At 69.3% G+C, this 21,808-nt stretch carries 17 protein-coding genes and 1 pseudogene; 4 read left to right on the top strand and 14 right to left on the bottom strand.

Annotated elements, in window-relative coordinates; all coding sequences use genetic code 11:
• Window positions 1–710 precede the first annotated feature (710 nt).
• Both P1P75_RS02040 and P1P75_RS02035 read right to left on the bottom strand, forming a co-directional pair.
• Window positions 711–905, bottom strand: a pseudogene (locus tag P1P75_RS02040) (metallophosphoesterase); the annotation flags it as partial.
• Window positions 906–1,635: 730 nt separating this feature from the next.
• Window positions 1,636–2,484, bottom strand: coding sequence for an aldo/keto reductase (locus P1P75_RS02035; RefSeq protein ID WP_319251187.1), 849 nt, complete (start codon window positions 2,482–2,484; stop codon window positions 1,636–1,638).
• Between the two features lie 72 nt (window positions 2,485–2,556).
• On the opposite strand from P1P75_RS02035, the gene P1P75_RS02030 reads away from it, so the two are divergent.
• The 3 genes from P1P75_RS02030 to P1P75_RS02020 all read left to right on the top strand — a co-directional run bounded on the left by P1P75_RS02030 (window position 2,557) and on the right by P1P75_RS02020 (window position 5,995).
• A complete protein-coding gene (locus P1P75_RS02030; protein WP_319251185.1) occupies window positions 2,557–3,228 on the top strand; it encodes a DNA-binding response regulator in 672 nt (223 codons plus the stop codon).
• 464 nt (window positions 3,229–3,692) lie between these two features.
• Window positions 3,693–4,964, top strand: coding sequence for an amidohydrolase family protein (locus P1P75_RS02025; RefSeq protein WP_319251183.1), 1,272 nt, complete (start codon window positions 3,693–3,695; stop codon window positions 4,962–4,964).
• A 284-nt stretch (window positions 4,965–5,248) separates the two neighbouring features.
• On the top strand, window positions 5,249–5,995 hold the full coding sequence (locus P1P75_RS02020; protein WP_319251181.1) for an SDR family oxidoreductase: 747 nt from the start codon (window positions 5,249–5,251) through the stop codon (window positions 5,993–5,995).
• A gap of 680 nt (window positions 5,996–6,675) precedes the next feature.
• On the opposite strand, the gene P1P75_RS02015 is transcribed toward P1P75_RS02020, so the two are convergent.
• From P1P75_RS02015 to P1P75_RS01980, 8 genes are all read right to left on the bottom strand, one after another.
• A complete protein-coding gene (locus P1P75_RS02015) occupies window positions 6,676–7,203 on the bottom strand; it encodes a MarR family transcriptional regulator (protein WP_319251179.1) in 528 nt (175 codons plus the stop codon).
• Window positions 7,204–7,596: 393 nt separating this feature from the next.
• On the bottom strand, window positions 7,597–8,985 hold the full coding sequence (locus tag P1P75_RS02010) for an amidohydrolase family protein (RefSeq protein WP_319251177.1): 1,389 nt from the start codon (window positions 8,983–8,985) through the stop codon (window positions 7,597–7,599).
• A gap of 778 nt (window positions 8,986–9,763) precedes the next feature.
• On the bottom strand, window positions 9,764–11,956 hold the full coding sequence (locus tag P1P75_RS02005) for a xanthine dehydrogenase family protein molybdopterin-binding subunit (RefSeq protein ID WP_319251175.1): 2,193 nt from the start codon (window positions 11,954–11,956) through the stop codon (window positions 9,764–9,766).
• A complete protein-coding gene (locus P1P75_RS02000; protein ID WP_319251173.1) occupies window positions 11,953–12,933 on the bottom strand; it encodes a xanthine dehydrogenase family protein subunit M in 981 nt (326 codons plus the stop codon). Before P1P75_RS02000 ends, P1P75_RS02005 begins: the two co-directional genes overlap by 4 nt.
• Window positions 12,934–12,942: 9 nt before the next feature.
• On the bottom strand, window positions 12,943–13,584 hold the full coding sequence (locus P1P75_RS01995) for a (2Fe-2S)-binding protein (protein ID WP_319251171.1): 642 nt from the start codon (window positions 13,582–13,584) through the stop codon (window positions 12,943–12,945).
• A gap of 282 nt (window positions 13,585–13,866) precedes the next feature.
• Window positions 13,867–14,394: a nuclear transport factor 2 family protein gene (locus P1P75_RS01990; RefSeq protein ID WP_319251170.1), complete on the bottom strand. Its 528-nt coding sequence runs from the start codon at window positions 14,392–14,394 to the stop codon at window positions 13,867–13,869.
• Window positions 14,395–14,504: 110 nt separating this feature from the next.
• On the bottom strand, window positions 14,505–15,662 hold the full coding sequence (locus tag P1P75_RS01985) for an XdhC/CoxI family protein (RefSeq protein ID WP_319251168.1): 1,158 nt from the start codon (window positions 15,660–15,662) through the stop codon (window positions 14,505–14,507).
• 159 nt (window positions 15,663–15,821) lie between these two features.
• Window positions 15,822–16,229 (bottom strand): FAD-binding oxidoreductase, encoded by a 408-nt coding sequence (locus P1P75_RS01980; protein ID WP_319251342.1) that lies wholly within the window; start codon window positions 16,227–16,229, stop codon window positions 15,822–15,824.
• 481 nt (window positions 16,230–16,710) lie between these two features.
• On the opposite strand from P1P75_RS01980, the gene P1P75_RS01975 reads away from it, so the two are divergent.
• Window positions 16,711–16,920, top strand: a complete 210-nt coding sequence (locus P1P75_RS01975; protein WP_319251166.1) for a helix-turn-helix domain-containing protein — start codon at window positions 16,711–16,713, stop codon at window positions 16,918–16,920.
• A 58-nt stretch (window positions 16,921–16,978) separates the two neighbouring features.
• Here P1P75_RS01975 and P1P75_RS01970 read toward each other — a convergent pair whose 3' ends face one another.
• The 4 genes from P1P75_RS01970 to P1P75_RS01955 all read right to left on the bottom strand — a co-directional run bounded on the left by P1P75_RS01970 (window position 16,979) and on the right by P1P75_RS01955 (window position 21,212).
• Complete coding sequence (locus tag P1P75_RS01970) at window positions 16,979–17,161, bottom strand: hypothetical protein (protein ID WP_319251164.1); 183 nt, start codon at window positions 17,159–17,161, stop codon at window positions 16,979–16,981.
• Between the two features lie 251 nt (window positions 17,162–17,412).
• Entirely contained in the window at window positions 17,413–19,668 is a 2,256-nt protein-coding gene (locus tag P1P75_RS01965) for a molybdopterin-dependent oxidoreductase (RefSeq protein ID WP_319251162.1), read from the bottom strand.
• A 251-nt stretch (window positions 19,669–19,919) separates the two neighbouring features.
• A complete protein-coding gene (locus P1P75_RS01960; protein ID WP_319251160.1) occupies window positions 19,920–20,591 on the bottom strand; it encodes an enoyl-CoA hydratase-related protein in 672 nt (223 codons plus the stop codon).
• Between the two features lie 42 nt (window positions 20,592–20,633).
• The gene (locus P1P75_RS01955; RefSeq protein WP_319251158.1) at window positions 20,634–21,212 is read right to left on the bottom strand and encodes a TetR/AcrR family transcriptional regulator; all 579 of its coding nucleotides are present in this window, start codon (window positions 21,210–21,212) and stop codon (window positions 20,634–20,636) included.
• Window positions 21,213–21,808 lie beyond the last annotated feature (596 nt).

Raw genomic sequence — 21,808 nt, 5'->3', positions numbered from 1 at the left:
GAAGCACGGTCTGGAATGCGGCGCGAAGCCCAGTCGCAAGGACCCTCGCCCCGAAGCGGCGCAGGGCCAGGGCACGCGCGGCAATGGCGCGGATGCCCGGTCCTCCCGAACCCGGTCGGGAGGAGAGGCCGAAGCCCTGCGATTCGTGGCCATTCACGAAGGCCGTGACCGAATCTTTGGAACTCAGGGCCAGGTCGACGACATGGCGACCGGTGGGCCGGTCATACCTGGGATGAGTAATCGCATGGCAAGGAGATCTTCCGCGTGGGGAGGAAGGAGAAGAGCAGTGAGCGAACGCCCGTCTGCGCCGCCGGGCGCATGCGATCCGTGACCTCGGACTTAACCGGACAGGTATCCGCTACGAAGAAAGTACCGGACAGCCGTCCGGTAGACAAGGTCGAATCCGGCGATGCACAGGACATGAGGACGCCGGCAGCACGAGAATCATCGACGCCCACTGCCTCGTCGGTCCCACGGACCGGAGTGCCAGCGCCTGTGCGCTCCCGCCCGCAGACCGCCTATGAGGAGGGCACGCCCGCGTCACCCGGCTCGTGGCACCCGGGAACAGCTCACGGAGGCCCCGCTCCGCGCCCCTGACCGCGCCGGCGAGGTCGTGGCGCGGCCGTTGAACATGGAAGCGGGGAGGTGATGCGTGCCCGATCCAGGCCGCGCTGGACATCGGCCCGTCACCAAGGGGCGTCGTTCAGGGGCTATGCCTGCTTCGAGGCGAGTTCGACGACGGTGATGTCGGACAGCGCGGACCGGCGGGCCCAGGCCCCTGCGCCGCGGCTCACGTACAGCGGGGTGTCGCCGTACCGCTCCAGGCCGGCGGCGACAGGGGGGTTGGCCAGCTCCGCGAGGAGATTGCCGGGCCAGAGCCGGCCGCCGTGGGTGTGCCCGGAGAGCAGGAAGAGGGCCGGCCACAGGTCTCCGGGCCAGGCAATGACGCGCTGGAGGACGAACGGGACTCCCGCCGATCCGCCCGCCAGAGAACCGATCGTGAGCACCGGTGCGGCCACGAAGACGGCATTGCCGATTCTCCGGTGGACGGAGCGCGGGGGCGAGGTTTCGCGTATGAGACGGCGCCACACGTACCAGTGGAGCGTGACGAGCACCGCCAGAACGGCGACTGCGCTGACGACGAAGACGATGACCACGGCCTGGCGCAGCCCTTCCCTCGCAAACGCGGCGTCCGGCCGGCGATCGCCGAACGAGGACAACCACACGGCACCCACCTGGGCATGGCCGCTGGGGCGTCGAACGCACGATGTGCGCCTCGAAGCGCGCGAAAGTCCGAGCTCGCGCCACGGCCCTCCGGGAGGGACGCGCGAAGGCCCGTGGCTCGAAGCGTCCTGGGGGGGGCCTCGCCGTCATGACTGGGTCGGGTGTACCGCTCCTGGTGATGAGCAGCCGTCTGCCGTGGCGAGCAGGAGAAGCCGTGCCGACAGGCAGTGGACGAGATGGCTGACGACGAAAGGTGCCTCATGGTTGCCGGCACTGCGCCGGTCCGTTCGGGAACCGCGGACGGCCGTCGTGATGACGGGCCGCGTCCCTACCGTTCCCGGCGGTCGCGCCCGTCATCACGACGATGCTCGTGGGGCGGTTCTCCTTGAAGGGCTTCGACAGCCCCGGATGTCACGAGAGGTCGGCGAGATCTTCCTCGGTGAGGGTGATCCCGGCGGCGGCCATGTTGTCCTCCACGTGCGAGAGGGAGCCCGTGCCAGGGATGGCCAGGGTCACCGGCGAGGAGGCCAGCAGCCAGGCCAGGCCGATCTGCGCCACGGTGGCGCCGTGCCGGGCAGCGACCTTGGCCAACCGCTCGTCGTCGAGTTCCCGACCGCCACCGAGCGGGAAGAAGGGCACGAACGCGATGTCGGCCTCCTCGCAGACGGCCAGCAGTTCCACGTCGTTGCGCTTGGCGGCGTGGAACTCGTTCTGCACTGCCACGACCGGGGCGATCGCGCGGGCCTCCGCGAGATGGTCGGCGTCGACGTTGCTGAGGCCGAGGTGACGGATCAGACCCTCCTCGCGCAGCGCCGTGAGGGCCTCGAAGCGGTCGGCGAGGGACTCGCCGCGCGGGGGTTCCATGGGGCCGATGCGCAGGTAGACCAGGTCGAGGCGGTCCACGCCCAGACCTTCGAGGTTGGCCTCGACAAGGCCACGCATGTCGGCCGGGGCGGCGTGGTGGAGTCCGCCGTCGCGGATGACGGGGCCCACCTTGGTGGCGATGACCAGGTCGGACGCGTAGGGATGGAGGGCCTCGCGCATCAGGGTGTTCGCGCGAACCGCACCACCGGCGCTGAAGTAGAAGTCGGCAGTGTCTATGTGATTGACGCCCAGCTCGACGGCACGGCGCAGTACGGCACGGCCGGTCTCGGGGTCGCGGGCGGGACCGCCCATACCCTCCTTGGACGGCAGGCGCATGGTGCCGAAGCCGAGGCGGTTGACGGCCAGGTCGCCGCCGAGGCGGAATTCATTGCTCATGGGCCCAGCGTGCACGGCCCGCAACTCGCTGGCGAGACTGTGGCACCTTGCTGCCAGAGGCACAATGAGCGCATGCCACAGAACATGGCCCTGAAAGGTGATCTTGAGCTCCGCGCGCGGATCAAGCCCTTGGTGGAGTTGTTTGACGCGGAATGGGTCAGCGCCGCCCGCGACCTCGACACCTGGCCCGGCGCCCGCGAGTCCGCCCGCCTGCGGATACGACGTGACGGAGCACGTCAGGCCCGCAAGCTGTACAGTCCCGCCGCGCTCGGCGAGGAGCACGACCGGGAGCTACTGCGGGAGATGGCCACTCACGGCATCCAGGTGCGGATCACTGCCGCCCCGTTGCCCCAGGGAACGGTCTTCATCGACCGGCGAACCATGTTCCTCACCGACCCCACTCCCCCGCCGCCGTCCGCTCACGGTCGTCGTCACCGCACTTACACGATGAGCGCCGATCCCGCCCTGGTCAGCGGGGTGTACGCGCTGTTCGAAGCCGCGTGGGAGTCAGCCACCGACTTGGCGGCCTTCTTCGACCCCGACCGACCCCGGATCGACGCGCAAGCCCGCGAAGTGCTGTACGCACTGGGCTCCGGCATGACCGACGTGACAGCCTCTGGCGAACTGGGCATGTCTCTGCGCACCTACCGCCGCAGGGTCGCCGAGCTGCTCGTCGCCCTGGGCGCGGACTCACGCTTCCAGGCCGGCATGCGTGCGGGCGCGTTGGGCCTGACCCGCGGGTGAGCAGACCTTCGCCCGGGTGAAGGCGGGCCAGGCGCCGAGGCTCGGTTCGAAGGGGTGGGGGTCCTGCCTGATTGGGTCTGACACCGCCTTGGGCCCGGCATCCTCCGGTGTCCGGTCCTGCGACCACATCCTCATCGCCGGTTCGACCGCATGCCCGGCGGCTTCCACATCCGTGCGGCGGTGGTCGCCGCGGTGATTCCACCAGCCGACCCGGTTGCACATCCCGGCCACGGTGGACGCGGTCACCGGGGCATCGTCCGGACGGAACCGTCCCGTCACGATGACCGCCACGGGGCACGAGCCCGCCGGAATCGAGCCAACTGGGCCAACGGGCCCACCGCTCGGTCCACCACGCCGCCGAGGCGCACGACCGTTTCGCCAGTTCCGACAAGGAGGCTGTTGCCCACCACGTCACTTTCAAGGTAGCTTTCCATAAAGCTTTCCGATGAAAGGAAGACGCTGCCATGGCCGCCTCCCGATTTCTGCTGCGTAACGGCTACGTCATCGACACCGATCCCGCGCCGATCGTCCGGCCCGGCACTGATGTCCTGATCGAGGGCAACCGGATCGTCGAGGTGGGGCCAAGACTGTCGGCGGACGGCGCTACCGTGATCGACGCCACCGACCGGATCGTGCTGCCGGGGTTCGTCGACACCCACCGGCACCTGTGGCAGACGGCGGTGCGTGCCGGCGCCGCAGACCTGGACCTGGGCGCTTACATGGGGCTGGTCCTGGGGCAGTACGGTCCACGGTTCCGGCCGCAGGACATCCACGCCGCCACCCTGGTCGGCGCGCTGGACGCCTTGGACGCCGGCATCACCACCCTGATCGACTACTCGCACGCGCTGCACACCCCCGAGCACGCCGACGCGGCAATCGACGCCCTCCACACGTCAGGGCTGCGCACCGTGTTCGGCTACGGCTTCCCGTTCCACGGCGACCAGCACCCCGCCGACATACGCCGGATCCGCAGCGAGCGCCTGTCCGACGACCAGGCCCTGGTCACCATGTCGCTGGCCCCGGCCGGGCCGTCGTTCTCACCGATCGAGACCGTGACCGCCGACTGGCACCTGGCCGATGAGCTGGGCCTCCCCCTGACGATCCACGTCAGCAGCGGTCCGGTCGCCACACGGCCGATCACCGCCCTGCGGGAGCACGGCCTGCTCCGCAGCAACACCCTGTACGTGCACGGGAACTCGCTCGACGACGACGAACTGAAGCTGATCGCCGAGTCCGGCGGCACCGCCTCGGTCACACCTGCCACAGAGGCTCAGATGCGGGTCGGCGCGCCCGTGGCCGGCCGACTGCGCAGCGCCGGCGTCACCGTCGGCCTCGGCGTCGACGCGGTCTCCTCGCTGCCCGGCGACATGTTCTCCGTGATGCGCGCGGCGTTGCTGGCCAGCCAGATCGCCGACAACCCTCCGCTGACCGTGGGGGACGTCCTGAAGATGGCCACGCTCGACGGCGCAGCCGCCCTGGGACTGGCCGACCGCATCGGCTCGCTGAGCCCCGGCAAGCAGGCCGACGTCATCCTGCTGCGACTGGACGACCTCAACATGCTCACTGCCGAACGCGACCCGATCGCCGCTGTGGTCACGGCCGCGAACCCCGACAACGTCGACACCGTCCTCGTGGCCGGACAGGTCGTGAAGGCCAACGGCAAGCTCCTCCACGGCGACCTCACCCGGGCCGTCCGTTCCCTGCGCGACACCGCCGTCGCCGTCAACGATCACTGACCCGCGGCCCGAACGCCTCGCAGGCGGAACTGCGTCGCGAGCGGCGGTCCGGTCGGCACTGATCGAACGTTGTCGGGTCCGCACGACTCTTCAGCGCCCAACTCACCGGCAGGCGAAGGCCTGTACGCCCTATCGGTTGCGCAGCCGGTCGAAGTGCCCATGCGACTCCAGGCTCGAAGGGGTTGCAAGCACACGGAGTTCGCTCACGAGTCCAGACCACCCCCTCGCGTGCGTCTCCCAGAATCCGCATCGCCATCACACCCACATGAAACGGAACGAACATCATGACGAAGAAACTGAACGGCCGGATCGCAGTCGTGACGGGCGGCGCCGCCGGAATCGGCCGCGCGATCGCGCAGAAGCTGTCTGAGGAAGGCGCCGACATCGCAGTCCTCGACGTCAACCCCGCAGAGGAAAGCCGGGCGATCGTCGAGGCGAACGGCCGACGCTTCTTCAGCGCGAAAGGCGACATCTCCGACCAGGAGTCGGTGAACTCGTTCGCCGAACAGGTCCACGCAGAGCTGGGCGAGGTCGACATAGTCGTCAACAACGCGGCCATCCCCTTGCTGGCCGTCATTGAGGACACATCGCTCGAACAGTGGACGAACCTGTTCTCGATCAACGTCACCGGCGCGTTCCTGGTCACGAAGGCCTTCGTCGAGGACCTCAAGAGGTCTTCCCACGGGCGGGTGATCAGCATGTCCTCGTCGAGCTACTGGGAGGCCCCGGCGGCCTTCGTCGCCTATGTCTCCGCCAAGGGCGCCATCAACGGCTTCACCCATGCGCTGGCCACGGACCTGGCACCTTACGACATCACGGTCAACGCCCTCGCTCCGAGCGTCGTCCCCACCCCCGCCACCCTGACCCACCTCTCCGAGGAGGCCTTCGCCCACTACGTCGACGTTCAGAACCTGAAGCGGCAGCAGGCCCCAGAAGACGTCGCCAACCTCGTCGCGTTCCTCGCCTCCGACGACGCCTCGTTCATCACCGGCCAGGTCCACCTCGTCGACGGCGGCCTGCGACGTCGCTGAAACCAGGGGCACGCAGCTCGTCGTACAGACGGGTCTTGCACACGGCCCGAGTTCAGCCCGAGGGGCCCCGTACGTTCACGCGCGGGGCCCCTCGCAAGATCAATGGCGATATTCGGGAGCATTCCGACCGCCGCCCATGGCGTGCTCCGCTTCCAGGGCTCCGGACACGAGAGGCAGTCGGCCGGTCGCCGCTCGCATCGCGATGACAGGGACCGTCCCCGCCGGTCGTCGGCGGCCGGAGAGGTGGGGCGCGGCTCCCCACCGAGGACAGCCGCGGAGCACGCCTGCCGCGAGCAGGAATCGCACACACCGCCCGCGCCCCCGACGACGGCCGCGCACAGGGCGGATACGTCATCGAGATCCCGGAAGCCTCTCGGCACCGGCGCCCCTGTGCGTGACGGCGGCGACGTCCATGCCCCCTAGCGACTCACACAGCACAGGACCGTCCGACTGCCCGGACTCACTGACGGCCACGATCGCGGCCCACGCCGACTCCCCCGGTCGTTGGCCAAGTCCCGCTGGAGCGTGCTGTTCGGGCCCTCCCGCCCATCGTCCTGTCCACTGTCACGACGCGATGCCGCCGCCCGCGTGCACATCAGCACTACAGGTCAGACACGCCACGACCACGGTCCCGCCCGGTGCTCTTCGAGGCGCCCGCACACCCCGTGATGCGGCGATCCTCAGACTCGGCCCTGGGCTCGGGCGTCCCGCGCCGCTGAGCCGCGGGGGAGCAGGCCCGGGCAGGCGGTGATGAGGTCCCGAAGCGCGGCGGTCGCGGCATCGACGACTTCTGCCGGCACGCCCTCGAAAAAGGCATCGTGCTCGGCCGACATGGCAAGGACCGCGCGCCCGGCGAGTTCGACGCCATCCGGCGTCAACCGTATCCAGGTACTTCGGGCGTCAGCAGGGTCGTCCTCCCGCTCGACGGCGCCGCGGGCCACCAGGCGGTGGATGACGTTGGTGGTACCGCCGGTGGAGAGCATCAGGGAGCGAGCCAACTGGTTGGGCTTCATGCGATACGGCTCACCGGCTCTGCGCAACGTCACCAGCACGTCGAACTCGGCGACCGTCAGCCCGAATTCAGTCAGATCGCGCCGCGTCACGCGGTCCAGGGCTGCGGAGAGGAACATGATCCGCTTACTCAGCTCCGACGAGGGAAACACGACCTCGGGCAGTTCCGCACGCCACGCCTGCATCCATGCGTCCACGGGATCTGATGTCGCTGTCACCTCTACACTATAGGTCACTAGCGCGATAGCTTCACTGAAAGCTTTCACCTAAGGTAGCGGCATCGCCGTCCCGACCTCGGCCCCTTGGTAGGCGTCAGCCCGGGGCGCCACCCCCAGGATGCGCCCGGAATGGCGCACACGTCCGAACCCTCGGGGCAGCCTTACGAACGCGGGTGCCTGCCGGGGCCCTCGCCGAAGCCAATCTGACACACGGCTGAACGCGTCGGCGGCATCGGACCCGCTCTGCGCATCACCGCGGTGTCCGACCCGGACGCGGATCGCCCTACGAACTCCCCCGCGCGGAACGGGATAACAAGATGACCACCCTCGAACGCGACTGGCTGCGGTCAGGGTCGGAGGCCGTGGTTCCCGTCAGCGACCGTTGATCGTGGACGCGGTGGCGCGCAGGGCCCGGGCGGTACGGCGGAGATCGGCGTGGACCAGTCGGCCCCCGGCCTTCACGACCTTGCCTGCCACAAGCACCGTGTCCACGTTGTGCGGCTGCGCCTCCGTGACCACGGCTCCGATGGGGTCGCGCTCGGCGGTGAGCATGTTGAGGTCGTCCAGGCGGAGCAGGATGACGTCGGCCTGCTTGCCGGGGCGGAGTGATCCGGTGCGGTCGGCCAGTCCCATCGCGGCGGCGCCGTCCAGGGTGGCCATCCGCAGGACGTCCTTGGCGGTCAGCTGGGGATCTTCGGCGATCTGGCCGGCGAGGTGTGCTGCCCGCATCGTGGAGAACATGTCGCCGGGGGCGAAGGCGACGGTGTCGATGCCGGTGCCGGTGGTGATACCAGCGCGCCGCAGGCGGCCGGCCTCGTCGCCCGGCGTGGCCGAGGCGGTGGCGCCCGAGTCGGCGATCAGCTTCAGCTCGTCGTCGCCGATGCCGTTGGCGTGGACGTAGAGGGTCTTCTCGCGGAGCAGGCCGGCCTCGCGCAGGGCGAAGAGGGGTTGTTCGTTGGTGGGGCTGCTGGCGAGGTGGATCGTCAGCGGAAGGTCCAGCTCGTCGGCTATCCGCCAGTCCCTGGCCACCGTCTCCATCGGGGTGGACAGGGGGCCGAGCGGGGCGTAGGCCATGGTGACGAGCGCGTTGTCGTCGGCCAGACGCTCGCGGATCCGGCGGACGTCGGCGAGCTTCCCGCCCCCGGTGACGTTGACCGGCGTGCCGTAGGCGAAAACCGCGCGCAGCCCCGCCTCCTCCAGTGCGTCGACGGCGGCGTTCGCCAGTTCGGGCGAGTACGCGATGTGCGCGAAGTCCAGCTGGGTGGTGATGCCGGCGTCGAGGCACTCCAGCGCCCCGGCCAGGGTCGCGATGCGCACGTCCTGCGGCCGAAACCTCGGGCCGACCTGCCCCAGGAGGCGGAAGTAGGCGCCGAGTTCGATGTCGATGGCCGCGCTGCGCAGCGCCGAGTGCCACACGTGCCGGTGGGTGTCCACGAAGCCCGGGAGCACGATGCGGTCCGTGGCATCGATGACCACGGCGCCCTTGGAGCGGAGGTTGCGCCCCACGGCGGTGATCTTGCCCCCCTCGATCAGGACGTCGGTGTGGGCGTGGGCGACCGGCTGGGGCTCAGTGTCGATGACGTGGCCGTTGCGGATCAGGATGCGGCCTTTCGGCGTGCCACTGCCAGACTCTCTCGCCAGGTGGGTTGAGCCGGTGTGCGGACTTCCACCGGGCGCCGCACTCGCCGGTGATCCGCTCAGAGTGACAGCGGCCGCGGCGGCGGCCGCCCCGGTCAACACGTTTCGGCGGGGCAGATTCATGGTTCATCTCCGTTGTCTCGGAAGGACTGGCGATGTTGGACGTGGCTCGGGACGCAAAGGGCGAGGGCGATGTATCGCATCCCGTCAACGTGTGGCCGCGACCATGGCGTCCGAAGATGCCCGACGTCGCTCACGCCCCTTGGATGCCGAGAAGGCCTTCCGGGGTCACCCAAAGCTGACGGCGCGGCCGATCGGCTCACAGCTAAGGGCCGGCGTCAGGCGGACCGGCGACGCCGCCCGTCGGCGCCGGTCGTGATCACTCGCCTTCACGCCGCATGCGGCCACCACCGACGAAAGACACAACCGAACAATAGTCCGGTACGACAAAACCTAGCGGACAGCAGTCCGCTTAACAAGGGCTTCGGTCGTGAGTCCCGAGCCGGCGCGAACGGATGCACGGGATGAGGTACGGCAACTCATCACGGCCGCGTCGGGTCCCGTCGACAGGTAGACAACGGCCTGCTTGGTCACCAGAGGGGCTCGAGCCAGTTCACCGAGGCGGATGGCGTCGGCGTACACGTGCTGCGGGAGTTTGCTCTGCGCCATGGTGACGTCGTCATACCCGGCCGCGGTGACGGCGGCGGAGCCCCGGTAGTCCAGCGCCCGGTGACGATGATGCGCAATGATCAGAGGCGGGTTGCTTGGGCGGGCCGCCGTCGCGCCCCGGGGGAGGGTGGTTCGGCGGCGGCCCTGATGCCCGGCGGCGAGGGGGAGTAAGCCGCCGGACGTGGGTGGGAACGCCCGGGTGGCCAGCGGGTGGACCCACCCGGCCTGGCGTTCAGAGCAGTGCTTCGGGGGTGATGGGCAGTTCGCGGATGCGGCGGCCGGTGGCGTTGAAGACCGCGTTGGCGATGGCGGGCGCCACTCCGACGATGACGATCTCACCGAGGCCCTTGACGCCGATCGGGTCGGCCGCATAGTCCTCCCCGTCGATGAAGAAGGCCTTCAGGTCCTTGGGGATGTCGGCGTGGGTCGGCACGAGGTAGTCGGCGAGGTTGGCGTTGACGATCCTGCCGTCGCGGTGGTCGGTGACCGTGTGCTCCAGGAGGGCCTGGCCGATGCCGCCGATCATCGCCCCGATGCCCTGGCTGTCGGCGAGTCTCGGGCTGATGATCCGGCCGGCGTCGTACACACCGACCATGCGCCGGACCCGTACCAGGCCGAGGCGGGCGTCGACGGCTACTTCCACGAAGGTCGCGGCGTAGGCGTAGAAGGAGAACTTCCCCCCCGTTTCGGGCGCCCCGGCGTACGAGCCGAGCGCTTCGAGGTGGGTGCGGTCGTTGCGGGCCAGGAGCCGCTGGTAGGTCTCCCCGCGCGCGGGGGTGTTCTTGACGTGCAGCCGGCCGCCGCGTACCACGACGTCGGCGGGGTCGACGCCGTGCAGCGGTGACCCTTCGTCCTCGACCGCGAGCTTGATCGCCTGCTTGCGCAGCTTGTCGCTGCCGTCCTGGACGGCGGAGCCGACACTGGCCATGGTCTGCGAGGCGGCGTGGACGGGGGCCTGGGGCATGAGGGAGTCGCCGAGCCGAAAGGTGACCTGACGCATGGTCAGGCCGAGGGCGTCGGCGGCGACCTGGCTCATGGACGTGGCCGTGCCGGGACCCATGTCGCTGGTGCCGGACTGCAGCAGGGCGGTGCCGTCGGCGTCCAGCCTGACCGAGACCTCGGCCTCGCTGCGCGCGGTGTCGTAGACCCCGGAGGCCATACCCATACCGATGAGCCAGTCACCGTCGCGCGTCGAGCGGGGCTTGGGCTTGCGCCGGTGCCAGCCGAACTCACGGGCGCCCACGCGGTAGCAGTCGCGCAGGCGGCGGGTGGAGAACGGCAGCCCGGTGGACTCGTCCTCGGCGGGTTCGTTGCGCAGCCGGAGCTCGATCGGGTCGAGGCCCAGTTCGTGGGCGAGTTCGTCCATCGCCGACTCGACCGGGAAGGCGCCGTTGGCGTAGCCAGGGCCGCGCATGTAGGTCGGCGTGTTCACGTTCAGCGGTACGTGCGCGTACACCTGACGGACGTTGGGCGTGCTGTAGAGCATCCGGCCGGGTTCGAGAACGCCTTCGCTGTGCGTTTCGTAGCTGGAGGTCTCGGCGAGGACGTCGTGCGCCGACGCGCGCAGGCGGCCCCGCCGGTCGCTGCCCAGCCGCAGTCCGTACTCGTATGCGGGCCGGAATCCCACGCCGAAGTACGTCTGCTTGCGGGTGAGCGCGAGTTTCACGGGGCGCTTCACCTCGCGGGCGGCCATGGCCGCGATGGCGGTGTGCACCCAGGTCCGGCCGGCGCTGCCGAAGCCGCCGCCGAGGACCGGCGCGATGACGCGGACATTGCCCGGCGGCAGGCCGAACTCGGCGGTCATGGCCATCACGGTGCCACTCACCCAGTTGGTCTTCTCCCAGAGGGTGAGCTTGTCACCGTCCCAGCGGGCGACGGTGTTGGCCGGTTCCATCGGGTTGTGGTGGTTGCGGGCCATCCGGTACGCCAGGTCCAGCTTGACGTCGGCGGCCTCCAGAGCCGCCTCCGCGTCGCCGCGCGCATAGGTCTCGGGATCATCCGCAGGCTCGGCGGCGCTGATGTCGGTCGAGGGAGGCTGGGCGTCGTAGGAGACCTTCACCAGACTCGCGGCGTGCTGTGCCACCTCCAGCGTGGACGCCACCACCACCGCGACGGGCTGCCCGAAGAACCGGACCCGATCGTCCTGGAAGGCGCGCAGCGTTGAGGGGGGCGGATACCACCCCTCCAGAGGCGGGAGCTTGGGCGCGTTGAGGTAGCTGATCACCCTCACCACGCCGGTCTGGGCTTCGGCGGCGCGGGCGTCGATGCCGGTGATACGGCCGCGGCCGACCGTGCTGTCGACGATGACCGCGTGCACGACCCCGTCGGGGCTGTTGTCGCCGGCGTACTTCGATCTCCCGGTGACCCTCAGCCGTGCGTCGACCCGGGGCACCGACGCGCCGACGGCTGCCTGTGGCTGGCTCACTTGGTGCCTCCTACGGTACGCAACTGGCGTTCGACGGTGCGTTTGAGCAGCTCGGCCTTGAAACGGTTGTGCCGAAGGGGGCGGGCCCCGGCCGCGGCGTGCTCGGCGGCCTCGGCCCACAGGGCCTTCGAGGGCCGCTCGCCGATCAGTTGCCGTTCGACGGCGGGCAGCTTCCAGGGCACGGTGCCCACGCCTCCGGCGGCCACCTTCGCCTCCCGGATCACACCACCGCGGATGTGCAGCGCGACGGCCGCCGAGGTGAGGGCGAACTCGTACGACTGCCGGTCACGCACCTTCAGATAGCCGGACCTGAGCGGGCGCGGGAGGGCCGGGATCTCCACGGCGGTGATCAACTCACCCTTCCGCAGCGCCTGTTCGTCGTTCGGGGTGCTGCCCGGCCGCAGCAGGAAGTCGGCGAACGCAACGGTGCGCCCGCCGTCCGGGCCCAGCAGGTGCACGCTCGCCTCCAGCGCCGCGAAGGCCACGGCGACATCGGAAGGGTGCGTCGCCACACAGGACTCGGACGTGCCCAGGATCGCGTGGGTGCGGTTGAAGCCCTCGCGGGCCGCACAACCGGAGCCCGGCTCGCGTTTGTTGCAGTCGGCGGACACGTCGCGGAAGTAGGTGCAGCGGGTGCGCTGCATGATGTTGCCGCCGATGGTGGCCATGTTCCGCAGCTGGGGCGACGCGCTCAGCTCCAGCGCCTCGGAAATCACGGGATACAGGGTGCGCACCTTGGAGTGGGCCGCGGCCTCGGCCATCGGCACCAGCGCGCCGATCCGCAGACCGCCGCGCTCGGTGGCCGTCACCTCGCGCAGGGGCAGAGCGCTGATGTCGACCAGCGTGTCAGGGCGTTCGACGGTCTCACGCATCAGGTCGACCAGCGTGGTGCCACCGGCGATGTAACGCCCGCCTCGGCGACCGGCGTCGAGCGCGCCCCGGGTGTCGGAGACCTTGGTGAAGGAGAAGGGATACATGGCCGGGCCTCATTTCCCGCGGGCGGTCTGCTCGACCGCGCGCACGATCTTCACATAGCAGCCACAGCGGCAGAGGTTGCCGCTCATCCACTCCCGGATCTCCTCCGAGGAGCCGGTGTGGCCCTCCTGGATGCACGCGGTACCGGACACGATCTGGCCGGGGGTGCAGAAGCCGCACTGGAAGGCGTCCTGGTCGATGAACGCCTGCTGCAGCGGGTGGAGCCGCTCGCCCTTCTCCAGGCCCTCGATCGTGGTGACCTCGGCACCCTCCAGCCGCACCGCCAGCGTCAGACAGGAATTGACCCGGCGTCCGTCGACCAGGACCGTACAGGCGCCGCAGGCACCGGCGTTGCAACCCTTCTTGGAACCCGTCAGATCCAGGTGCTCGCGCAGCAGGTCCAGCAGCGAGGTGCGGTTGTCGACCGTGACTGTGCGCCGGACACCGTTGACCGTCAGAGAAACGCGACTGCCGGGCGGCGCCTCGGCGGCCTCCGCCTCATCGGCACCGAGCCCGGGCGACACCGCGACCAGGCCGCCGGCCAGGGCCACCCCTCCGACCACAGTGGTCGTCGCGATGAAGGTACGCCGGGTCGGCGCCGAGGAGGGCTCGGCGGATTCGGATACGGCTGAGTCGGGAAGTTCGATGGACATCGTCCACTCTCCCTCGTTGGGGTACGGGTGGTTGTCAGGGGCCTACCGGTGGCCGTGCCCAGCGAGGGTGCCCCGTGCCCGTTGCCCAGGCGGGCTGCTGTTCCGTCAACGAGCGGCAGGAACAGGGTGGTTGTCGCCGGACGGCAGGGCGGGATACCGCGACCAGGTTTGCGTTGAGCGCGGCGGACCGACCCTCGGCACTCCGACTCCCCCGGCCGCAGCACGGCGAGCCGGACAGGACCCGCACAGGGCGGCGCCATCAGGTGCAGGGCTCCTACGAGGTCAGAACATGGTGTTGCCGTTGGCCGCGGTCTCGGGCACGGCCTGAAGGACGTCCCAGTGCTCGACGATCTTGCCGTTCCTGAACCGGACAATGTCGGCAACCGCGGTGCCACGGTCCGTCGCGGAGGTGGTCAGCCGACTGTGGATCATTACGAGGTCGCCGTCGGCGATGGCCCGCTTGAAGTCCACTTCGACGTCCGGTACAGCCTTGATGAAGTTCGTCGCCCAGGTGACGAACGCCGCCTTGCCGTTGGTGATCTGGGGATTGTGCTGGATGTAGGGATCGCGCAGATAAAGGTCGGCGGCCTTCTGCGGCTGCTTCTTGTTGAGGGCGAGGTCCACGAAGGCGAGCGCGATTCGCTTGTTGCGCGCTTCCTTGGCCTCCTGGGAGGCGAACGAAGCCGCGGCGGACGACTTCGGTGTGGTGTCCGTGCCGGCGAAGGCAGTGGTGCCCACGGTCAGTGCGGCTGCGGTGAGGACACCGACGCCGATGAGAGTGACGCGGCGGCTGAGAATGTGGGACTTCATGACAGTCTCCAAATTGATCTGCGGTATATGGATGTGGTCTTGCTCGTCTCCACACCCGAAAGGCCCGGAGAGGCTCGGTTGCCTTGCTGGTGACGCGTCGGGCGCGGCCTTCAGGCGACTCCCAGTACGGCTCGCAGTACGGCCAGCTGACCTGCGTCGCGGTGGATTGGCATCTGGGCGTCGGTGAGAGGGACGCCTGTGCCGCCGTGTCGGGTGGCGATGATCTCCGCCGCGATGGACAGGGCGGTCTCCTCGGGCGTACGGGCGCCGAGGTCGAGGCCGATCGGTGACCTGAGCCGAGCCAACTCACGCTCGCTCAGGCCGACTTCGTGCAATCGGCGCTCGCGGTCGGCGTGGGTGCGGCGGGAGCCCATGGCACCGATGTAGGCGACCGGCATCCGCAGGGCCTCCTGCAACAGGGGTACGTCGAACTTGGCGTCGTGGGTGAGAACGCACAGGACGGTGCGCGCGTCGGTCGATGTGCTCCGGAGGTAGCGGTGGGGCCAGTCGACGACGATGTCGTCGGCGTCCGGGAAGCGGGCCCGGGTGGCGAAGAGGGGGCGGGCGTCGCACACGGTGACGTGGTAGCCGAGGAACTTGCCGACCCTGACCAGCGCCGCCGCGAAGTCGATCGCCCCGAACACGATCATGCGGGCAGGAGGCGTGTTCGCCTCGACGAGCAGGGCGAGACCACCGGGGCAGAGCGATCCGTCCTCGGAGATCTCGACGGTGCCGGTACGGCCGGCCTCCAGCAGGGCGTGCGCCTGGGCGGCCGCGGTCCGGTCCAGCACAGCCTGGTCGTCTCCGTGCGATCCCTCGTACGTGCCGTCGGGGCGAACGAGCAGGCTCTTGCCCAGGAGCTCGGCCGGGCCGCGGATCACCTGCGTGAGGGCGGCCGGCTCGTTGCGGGCGGCGCTGGTCAGTGCGGACCGGAACACCGTCCTGACCGGTGCGTCGACGGTGACCGGCGTGACCAGGATGTCGATGATCCCGCCGCAGGTGAGACCGACAGCGAAGGCGTCCTCATCGCTGTAGCCGAACCGTTCGACGACCGACCTGCCATCCGCGAGCGCTTGCGTGCAGAGGTCGTAGACGGCTCCTTCCACACAACCGCCGGAGACCGATCCGATGGCGGTGCCGTCGCGGTCGACGGCCAGGGCCGCCCCGAGTCCGCGTGGCGCGCTGCCGCTCACACCGGCAACGGTGGCCACGGCGAACTCGCGGCCCTCCTCGGCCCATCGACTCAACTCTTGGGCGATGTCAAGCACTTGGTCCCTCCGCAGACAGAACGCGATTGGGTCGGATGGGCAGGTGTGGTGACGTACGCCGGTCGCGTACCGGCGCATTGCTGGGCACGAAGGCCGGTAGTCGGCCATGGGTCTTAGCCGTATCCGGTGCTGAAGTGCCGCTAAACGGATCGTTGTCCGCTACTGCGAGAACGTAGCGGACTGCAGTCCGCTTAGCAAGGGCTGAAGTGAACCCAGGAGGAGAGCGAGTGGAGTTGAGGCGGGACGAGCCTCAGCGCTCGAACGCGCAGCGCAATCGGAAACGGATACGGGCGGGACTCGACAGCGGCAAGGGACACCATCACAGCCTCGCGCTGGACACCGACGGCAAGACGCTGTTGTCACGACGCGTTGCCAACGACTCCCCGAGCTGCTGAAACTGGAGAACAGTCCGCCGGGGTAGCGCCTGATGATGAACTCCAGTCGGCCGCCGGGCCCTTCAGCGGGCAGGCCCGCCATGGAGAACGACCGCCACTGGTCGGTGCCGGGCACCTGGATGTCCAGGTACTGCCCGGTGCGGTACGGCAGTTCGTCAGCCGGGTCGATCATCAGGCCGAGCCGGACGATGTCATGGGTGAGGGGCTGTACCGCGGCGACGGTGGTGCGGGCCTCACGCGGCGGGATGCCGGAGAGGAGCATCTCCTCGTCGTAGTTGATGAGCTCGACGTGGAGATCGCCGTAAGCGTGCACACGGCACAGCAGGACGTAGCCGACGGGGCGGGGGTCCCCGTCCCCGCCGTCCCGGCCGCGCTCGTCCCGCCGGCCGGGTCTCGTCCCGGCAGGCGAAACCCGCCGCCGCGGTGCGGGCGCGGTTCGGGGCCGAGGTCACGGTCCCGTCGCTGCGACACCGTACGACCGACATCCCTGCGCTCGTGACCTGCCTGCTGTCCCGCCAGGGTGGCGACAGCGGAGGCATCCGGTGCACGGACGACGCGTTGCGAGCCCTCTCCCGGACGCCTTGGCCAGGGAACGTCCGCCAACTCGACGGCTCACTCCGATACGCGCAGGCGCACCGTTCGGGCCCCTGATCGTGGAGTCCGACCTCCCGCCGTCCCTGCTCTCCCAGGCTCAACACCCCCTGTCCGCCTGGGAGTCAACAGAACGCGACCTGATCGTCCAGTCCCTCCTCGACCACGGCGGAGACAGGGCGAAGGCGGCCAAGGCGCTGGGCATCTCCCGGGCGACGATCTACCGCAAGATCACGGCGTACGGGATCCGGCTGGGGCCGGAGAAGGGTTGACGCCGGGAGGTGACGTGGCGCCCACAGCGTTCGATCCGGTGGGTGGACGCCGTCAGCGTCATGTGCCCTTCCTCGCTCCTCGGGTCCAGGCGTTCCACAGCCACAGGCCGCACGCCTCCCAGCACCCCAGTACGACACCCGTGACGGCGACCCCGGGACCGGCCGGGGCACCCGCGACCGTCGCCACCGCACCGCCCAGGGCCAACAGCCGTTCTCGGTGCCCCCACAGCTGTTTCGCCATGTCCGCCCTCCCACTCGTCACGCTCCACCGTGAGGCGTCGTCCTGAGCATGTCGGAGGGCACCGAAGGGGGGAGTCTCACTGTGAGACGCTCCAGCTCGCGGGGACTGCTACCTGCCGTTCGGCGACGGCCACACTGAGATGATCTACGGCGGCCGCTGTTTCATCGCCGGGTACTGCCCGACGGGTCCGGTCCGCTCGCTGGCGGACCGGGTCTCGGTTCCTGCACCGGTCTGTGGTCACCCAGCGCTCCTCAGTCCCGGAGGGCCTCTATGCGGGCAGGCACGTGCTTGTGCCACGGCGTGCCGGCGATCGGGTCGCGCCAGCGCAGGTCGGTGAGGGTGTTCAGGGCGACGCCGGTGCGTTCGGTGGTGCCGTCCGCGGTGGGGAGGTCGAGGCCGAAGCCGTTGGGCAGGGCGGCGTGGCCGGGCTGCATGCGGCCGTCGACCTCCACGGTGGCCTGGGCGGTTCCCCGCCCGGTGGTGATCTGGGCGCGGGCGCCGTCGGTCAGGCCGAGTTGCTCCGCATCGTGCGGGTTGATCCGTAGGGCGCCGTCGGGATCGCGCTTGCGCCAGGTGTTGTCGCGGAAGATGGCGTTCGCGGTGAATGCCCGGCGCTGTCCGGCGGCCAGGACGAAGGGAAACTCTTCCGTGGTGTGCACCGATGCAGTCTTGTCCAAGGCATCGAGCAGGCCGAGAAGTTCGGGGATGGGCAGCGGGATGCGGTGGCCGGGGTGGGCCACGTACCGCCAGGCGTCCTCGTACTCGTCCTGGGTGAAGGTGATGCCGGAACGGCCGGCCAGCATCGCGTCGAAGAGGGCGTCGGCATTCGTGTGTCCGGCCCTGCGCATGGCCTGGGGATACTCGCGGCCGATGCGCTGGGCGAGCGCCCACAGCACGGCGGCCGACCGGGCGCCGTCGGGCAGGGTCGGGCCGAGGGTCTCGTACAGCAGGTACGGGGCCATGCCGAGGACCTTCTTGTCGACAGCCGCCAGTGCGGCGAACGCCAGCTTGAAGGGGGTCCGGCCCAGGCGGGCTGCTGTGCGGAGCACCGCCAGATGGATGTTGGGGACGACTCCCAGTTCCCGGACAAGGCGGGCGTGGATCTCCGGTTCGGGCAGCGTGCCGGGCAGCGGGTCGAGGACCGGGGCCCGCAGATGGAAGGAGTTGCGCGGGAACTCGAAGTTGAAGAAGGTGGCCTCCCACTTCTCGAACTGCGAGGACGCGGGCAGCACGTAGTCGGCCAGGCGGCCGGTCTCGGTCATCGCGATGTCGATGACGACGACCAGGTCGAGGGCCGCGAGCGCCTCCCGGAAGGCGGCGGAGTCCGCCAGGGAGTGGGCCGGGTTGGACGACTCGATGAGCATCGCGCGGAACCGCTTCGGATGGTCGGTGAGGATCTCCTCGGCGATGACGTTGCAGGGCACCACGCCTCCGAGCATGCGGGCACCGGTGACGGGGGTGCGGCGGATCCGGGTGGTGTAACGGGCCAGCGGGGCACTCCACGAGTGCGGCTGCATGGCTCCCGGCTTGGCGAAATTCCCGGTCAGCAGCCATATCAGCTTGATGAGGTACGAGATGAGCGTGCTGTTGGGGCCCTGCTGCACGCCCAGGTCCTCGTACGTCGACACGCTGGAGGCGGCGGCGATGCGCCGCGCGGTGGTGCGCAGCAGATCCTCGTCCAGGCCGGACACCTCGGCGCACCGGGCGACGTTCACGGATTTCAGGTGCGGAAGCACCTCCTCGGCCTGCACCGTGTGGGCCTCGAGGAACGCGTGGTCGATCAGGTCTTCCTGGACCAGGACGCCGAGGATGCCGGCCAGGCACCAGGCGTCGGTCCCTGGCTTCACCTGAAGGTGAACGTCGGCGAGGTCGGCGGTCTCGGTGCGCACCGGATCCATCACGATCATCGTGCGGGTCGGGTCCTTGGCGATCTCCTTGAGCACGGTGCGAGCGCGCGGCACACCGTGTGTCTGCCAGGGGTTCTTGCCGATGAACATCGATACTTCGGCATGCTCGAACTCGCCCGCGGTGTGCCCACCGGTCAGATGGGCGTCGACCCAGGCCTCGCCGAGCTTCTCCTGGGCAAGAGCGTTGGAGGAGTAGCGGGCGCCCAGGGCGCGCATGAGGGCGCCGTTGTACGCGCCACCGAGGTGATTGCCCTGCCCCGCGCCGCCGTAGTAGAAGATCGACTCACCGCCATGGGTGTCGCGCACCGCCTTCAGCCGGGCGGCGATCTCGCGGATGGCGGTGTCCCAGTCGAGCGGGGTGAAGCTGCCGTCCGCCTCCCGGCGCAGGGGCGTGGTCAGCCGCTCCGCACCGTTTTGGTAGTGGTCCAGGCGCAGGGCCTTGTTGCAGGTGTATCCGTTGGTCAGGACGTGGTCCTTGTCGCCGCGGATCTTCGCGAAGCGGCGGCCGTCGGTCTGGATCTGCACCCCGCAATTGTTCTCGCACAGAATGCAGGCGGTCTTGTGCCAGGTGGCCTCGGTGGCCTGGGGCGGGTGCGTCATCTGCTCGTCCTCCTCATCGACAGCCGTGTGGCCGTCTCAACAGCCGTGCGGCTGTACTGGTTCGGTCCGCTTCCGCGTCCGCGAACGACAGGTGCCGTGTGCGGACGCAGGCAGTGGACCTGCGCACTCAAGCCGCGCAGGTTGGCGGACCGTTCCGGGCGGCCCGACACGTTGCCCGCTCGCCGCCGCTGTCCGGGATCGACCACGGAGACGAGCCGTTCACGAACGGGCACCCGGTGCCCGGGGCGGAGTCAGCCGAGAGAGATGTCCCCGTCCCGCAAGGCGTCCAGAGCGGATGCGTACATACGGGCCTTGATGGTGCCGAGCGTGTCGCCGGCCTTTCCGACCTGAGCATGGGCGATCTCGATGGCGGTCCGGCTTACGGCATCCTCGTCCACCGCGCGGTCGACGAGGGCTACGGCGAGGGCGTCCTGGCCCCCGTAGCGGCGGGCCGTGGTCATGGCCTCGTGCGCGGTCTGCGGGGTCAGCCGGGACTGGATCAGCGCGGACATCCCCGGGGTGAAGGGGATGTTGATGTCGGCCTCGGGCAGACACCAGTAGCCGCGGTCGGCCCGCATCACACGGAAGTCGTGCGCGAGGGAGAACATCGCGCCGGCTGCGAAGGTGTGCCCCTGCAGGGCGGCCACGGTGATCACAGGCAGCGACAGCATCCGTGCGAGGAGTGCGTGGACGCTGGCGACATACTCCTTTCGCTGGTCGGCGTGGGCGAACAGCCAGTCCAGGTCCAGGCCGTTGGAGTAGAACTTCCCAGTGGCGGTGGTCACCAGAGCACGCGACCCGTCCGCCTTCTCCACCTCGTCCAGCGCGGCATTGACGGCGGCGAGCCAGTCGGGGTGGAAGCGATTCTCGCCGTCCCCGAGGTCGAGGACGAAGACGTTGTCCTGGCGATCGAGCGTGGGCATTGCGGTTCCTTGTGATGGGAGGGAAATCCGGGTGACAGGTGGTCAAGGTCGTTGTGTTGGGCCGGTGTCGGGCAGGTCGCGCAGGGCGTAGGTCAACAGGTCATGGATCTCCGCTGCGGCCGCCTCCAACGGGGCGGCGCTCTGCTCGGCCCGGCACATGATCACCGCGCCTTCGACCGCGGCGACGACGAAGGCGGCCAGCCGCTTGCTCCGCTCCTCGGGCAGTCCGTGCCGGACGAACTTGGCGGCAAGCGCCTCCTGCCATCGCCCGAAGACCGCGGCCGCGGAACGGGCCAATTGCGGGGCCTCGTCGTTGCTCTCCACTGCCACAGCCACGATCGGGCAGCCGGCCCGGAACTCGCTGTCAACGAGCTGCTCGCGCCACATGGAGAAGAAGGCGTCGATCGCCTCCACCGGGTCGTGGGCCTGCGTCATGTTCTCGATCAGACTGCCGATGAAGTCACCGGCGAACGTCACTGCCTCGTCGATCAACTGCGCCCGCCCGCCGGGAAAGTGGTAGTAGACCGAGCCGCGCGGGGCACCGCTGTGCCCGAGCACGCGGTCGATGCTGGTCGCGCTCGCTCCGTACTCGCGCAGCAGCACCGCGGCACTGAGCACCATTCGATCCCGGCTGCCACCCTTGCGCGGGCTCATACGGCCGCTACCCCGACGATTGCGTGTCCGAAGAGCCCGCGCTCGGACAGCGGACTGTTGACCATGCTGTGCGCCTTCCTTGCATGGGTGAAGTACACCATGAAGCTACCTAACGGTAACTTATGCTACATGACATAGGCCATTTTCGCAGGCCAGGAGCGGTCGGGACGGTGTACCACCAGCAGACGAAGAATCTGCCGGGACGAACGCGCACCGCGCCTGGGCGCAGCACCCTGCCCATACCAACGGAGCGTAGTCAGCACGGGACAGGTGAAGACGGGTGATGACATGGGCTTTTGGTCAGCACCAAAACAGCACGGGAGTCAGCACCGCACCACCAAATCACCCCGAACTACGCGTCCCGGACGGCGCTCGTTTCGACCACCATCGATCCCCTGAACCGCCTTTCCCCGAGCCGGCATGGTGGCCGCACGCACACACCGCCCGCGAACTATGTTGCCCCACCACATGTGCCCTTGACCTGCGCTTTCCTACGGTGTTCCGACACCCACCCGTCCCCACCGCACACGAGGAAGTGGCGCACATGGCCTCCGGAACCACCG

Origin of the sequence: Streptomyces sp. ID05-39B (genome assembly GCF_033794725.1) — a bacterium.
Classification (GTDB): Bacteria; Actinomycetota; Actinomycetes; order Streptomycetales; family Streptomycetaceae; genus Streptomyces; species Streptomyces bobili.
This window is presented reverse-complemented; position numbering and strand designations above follow the sequence as displayed.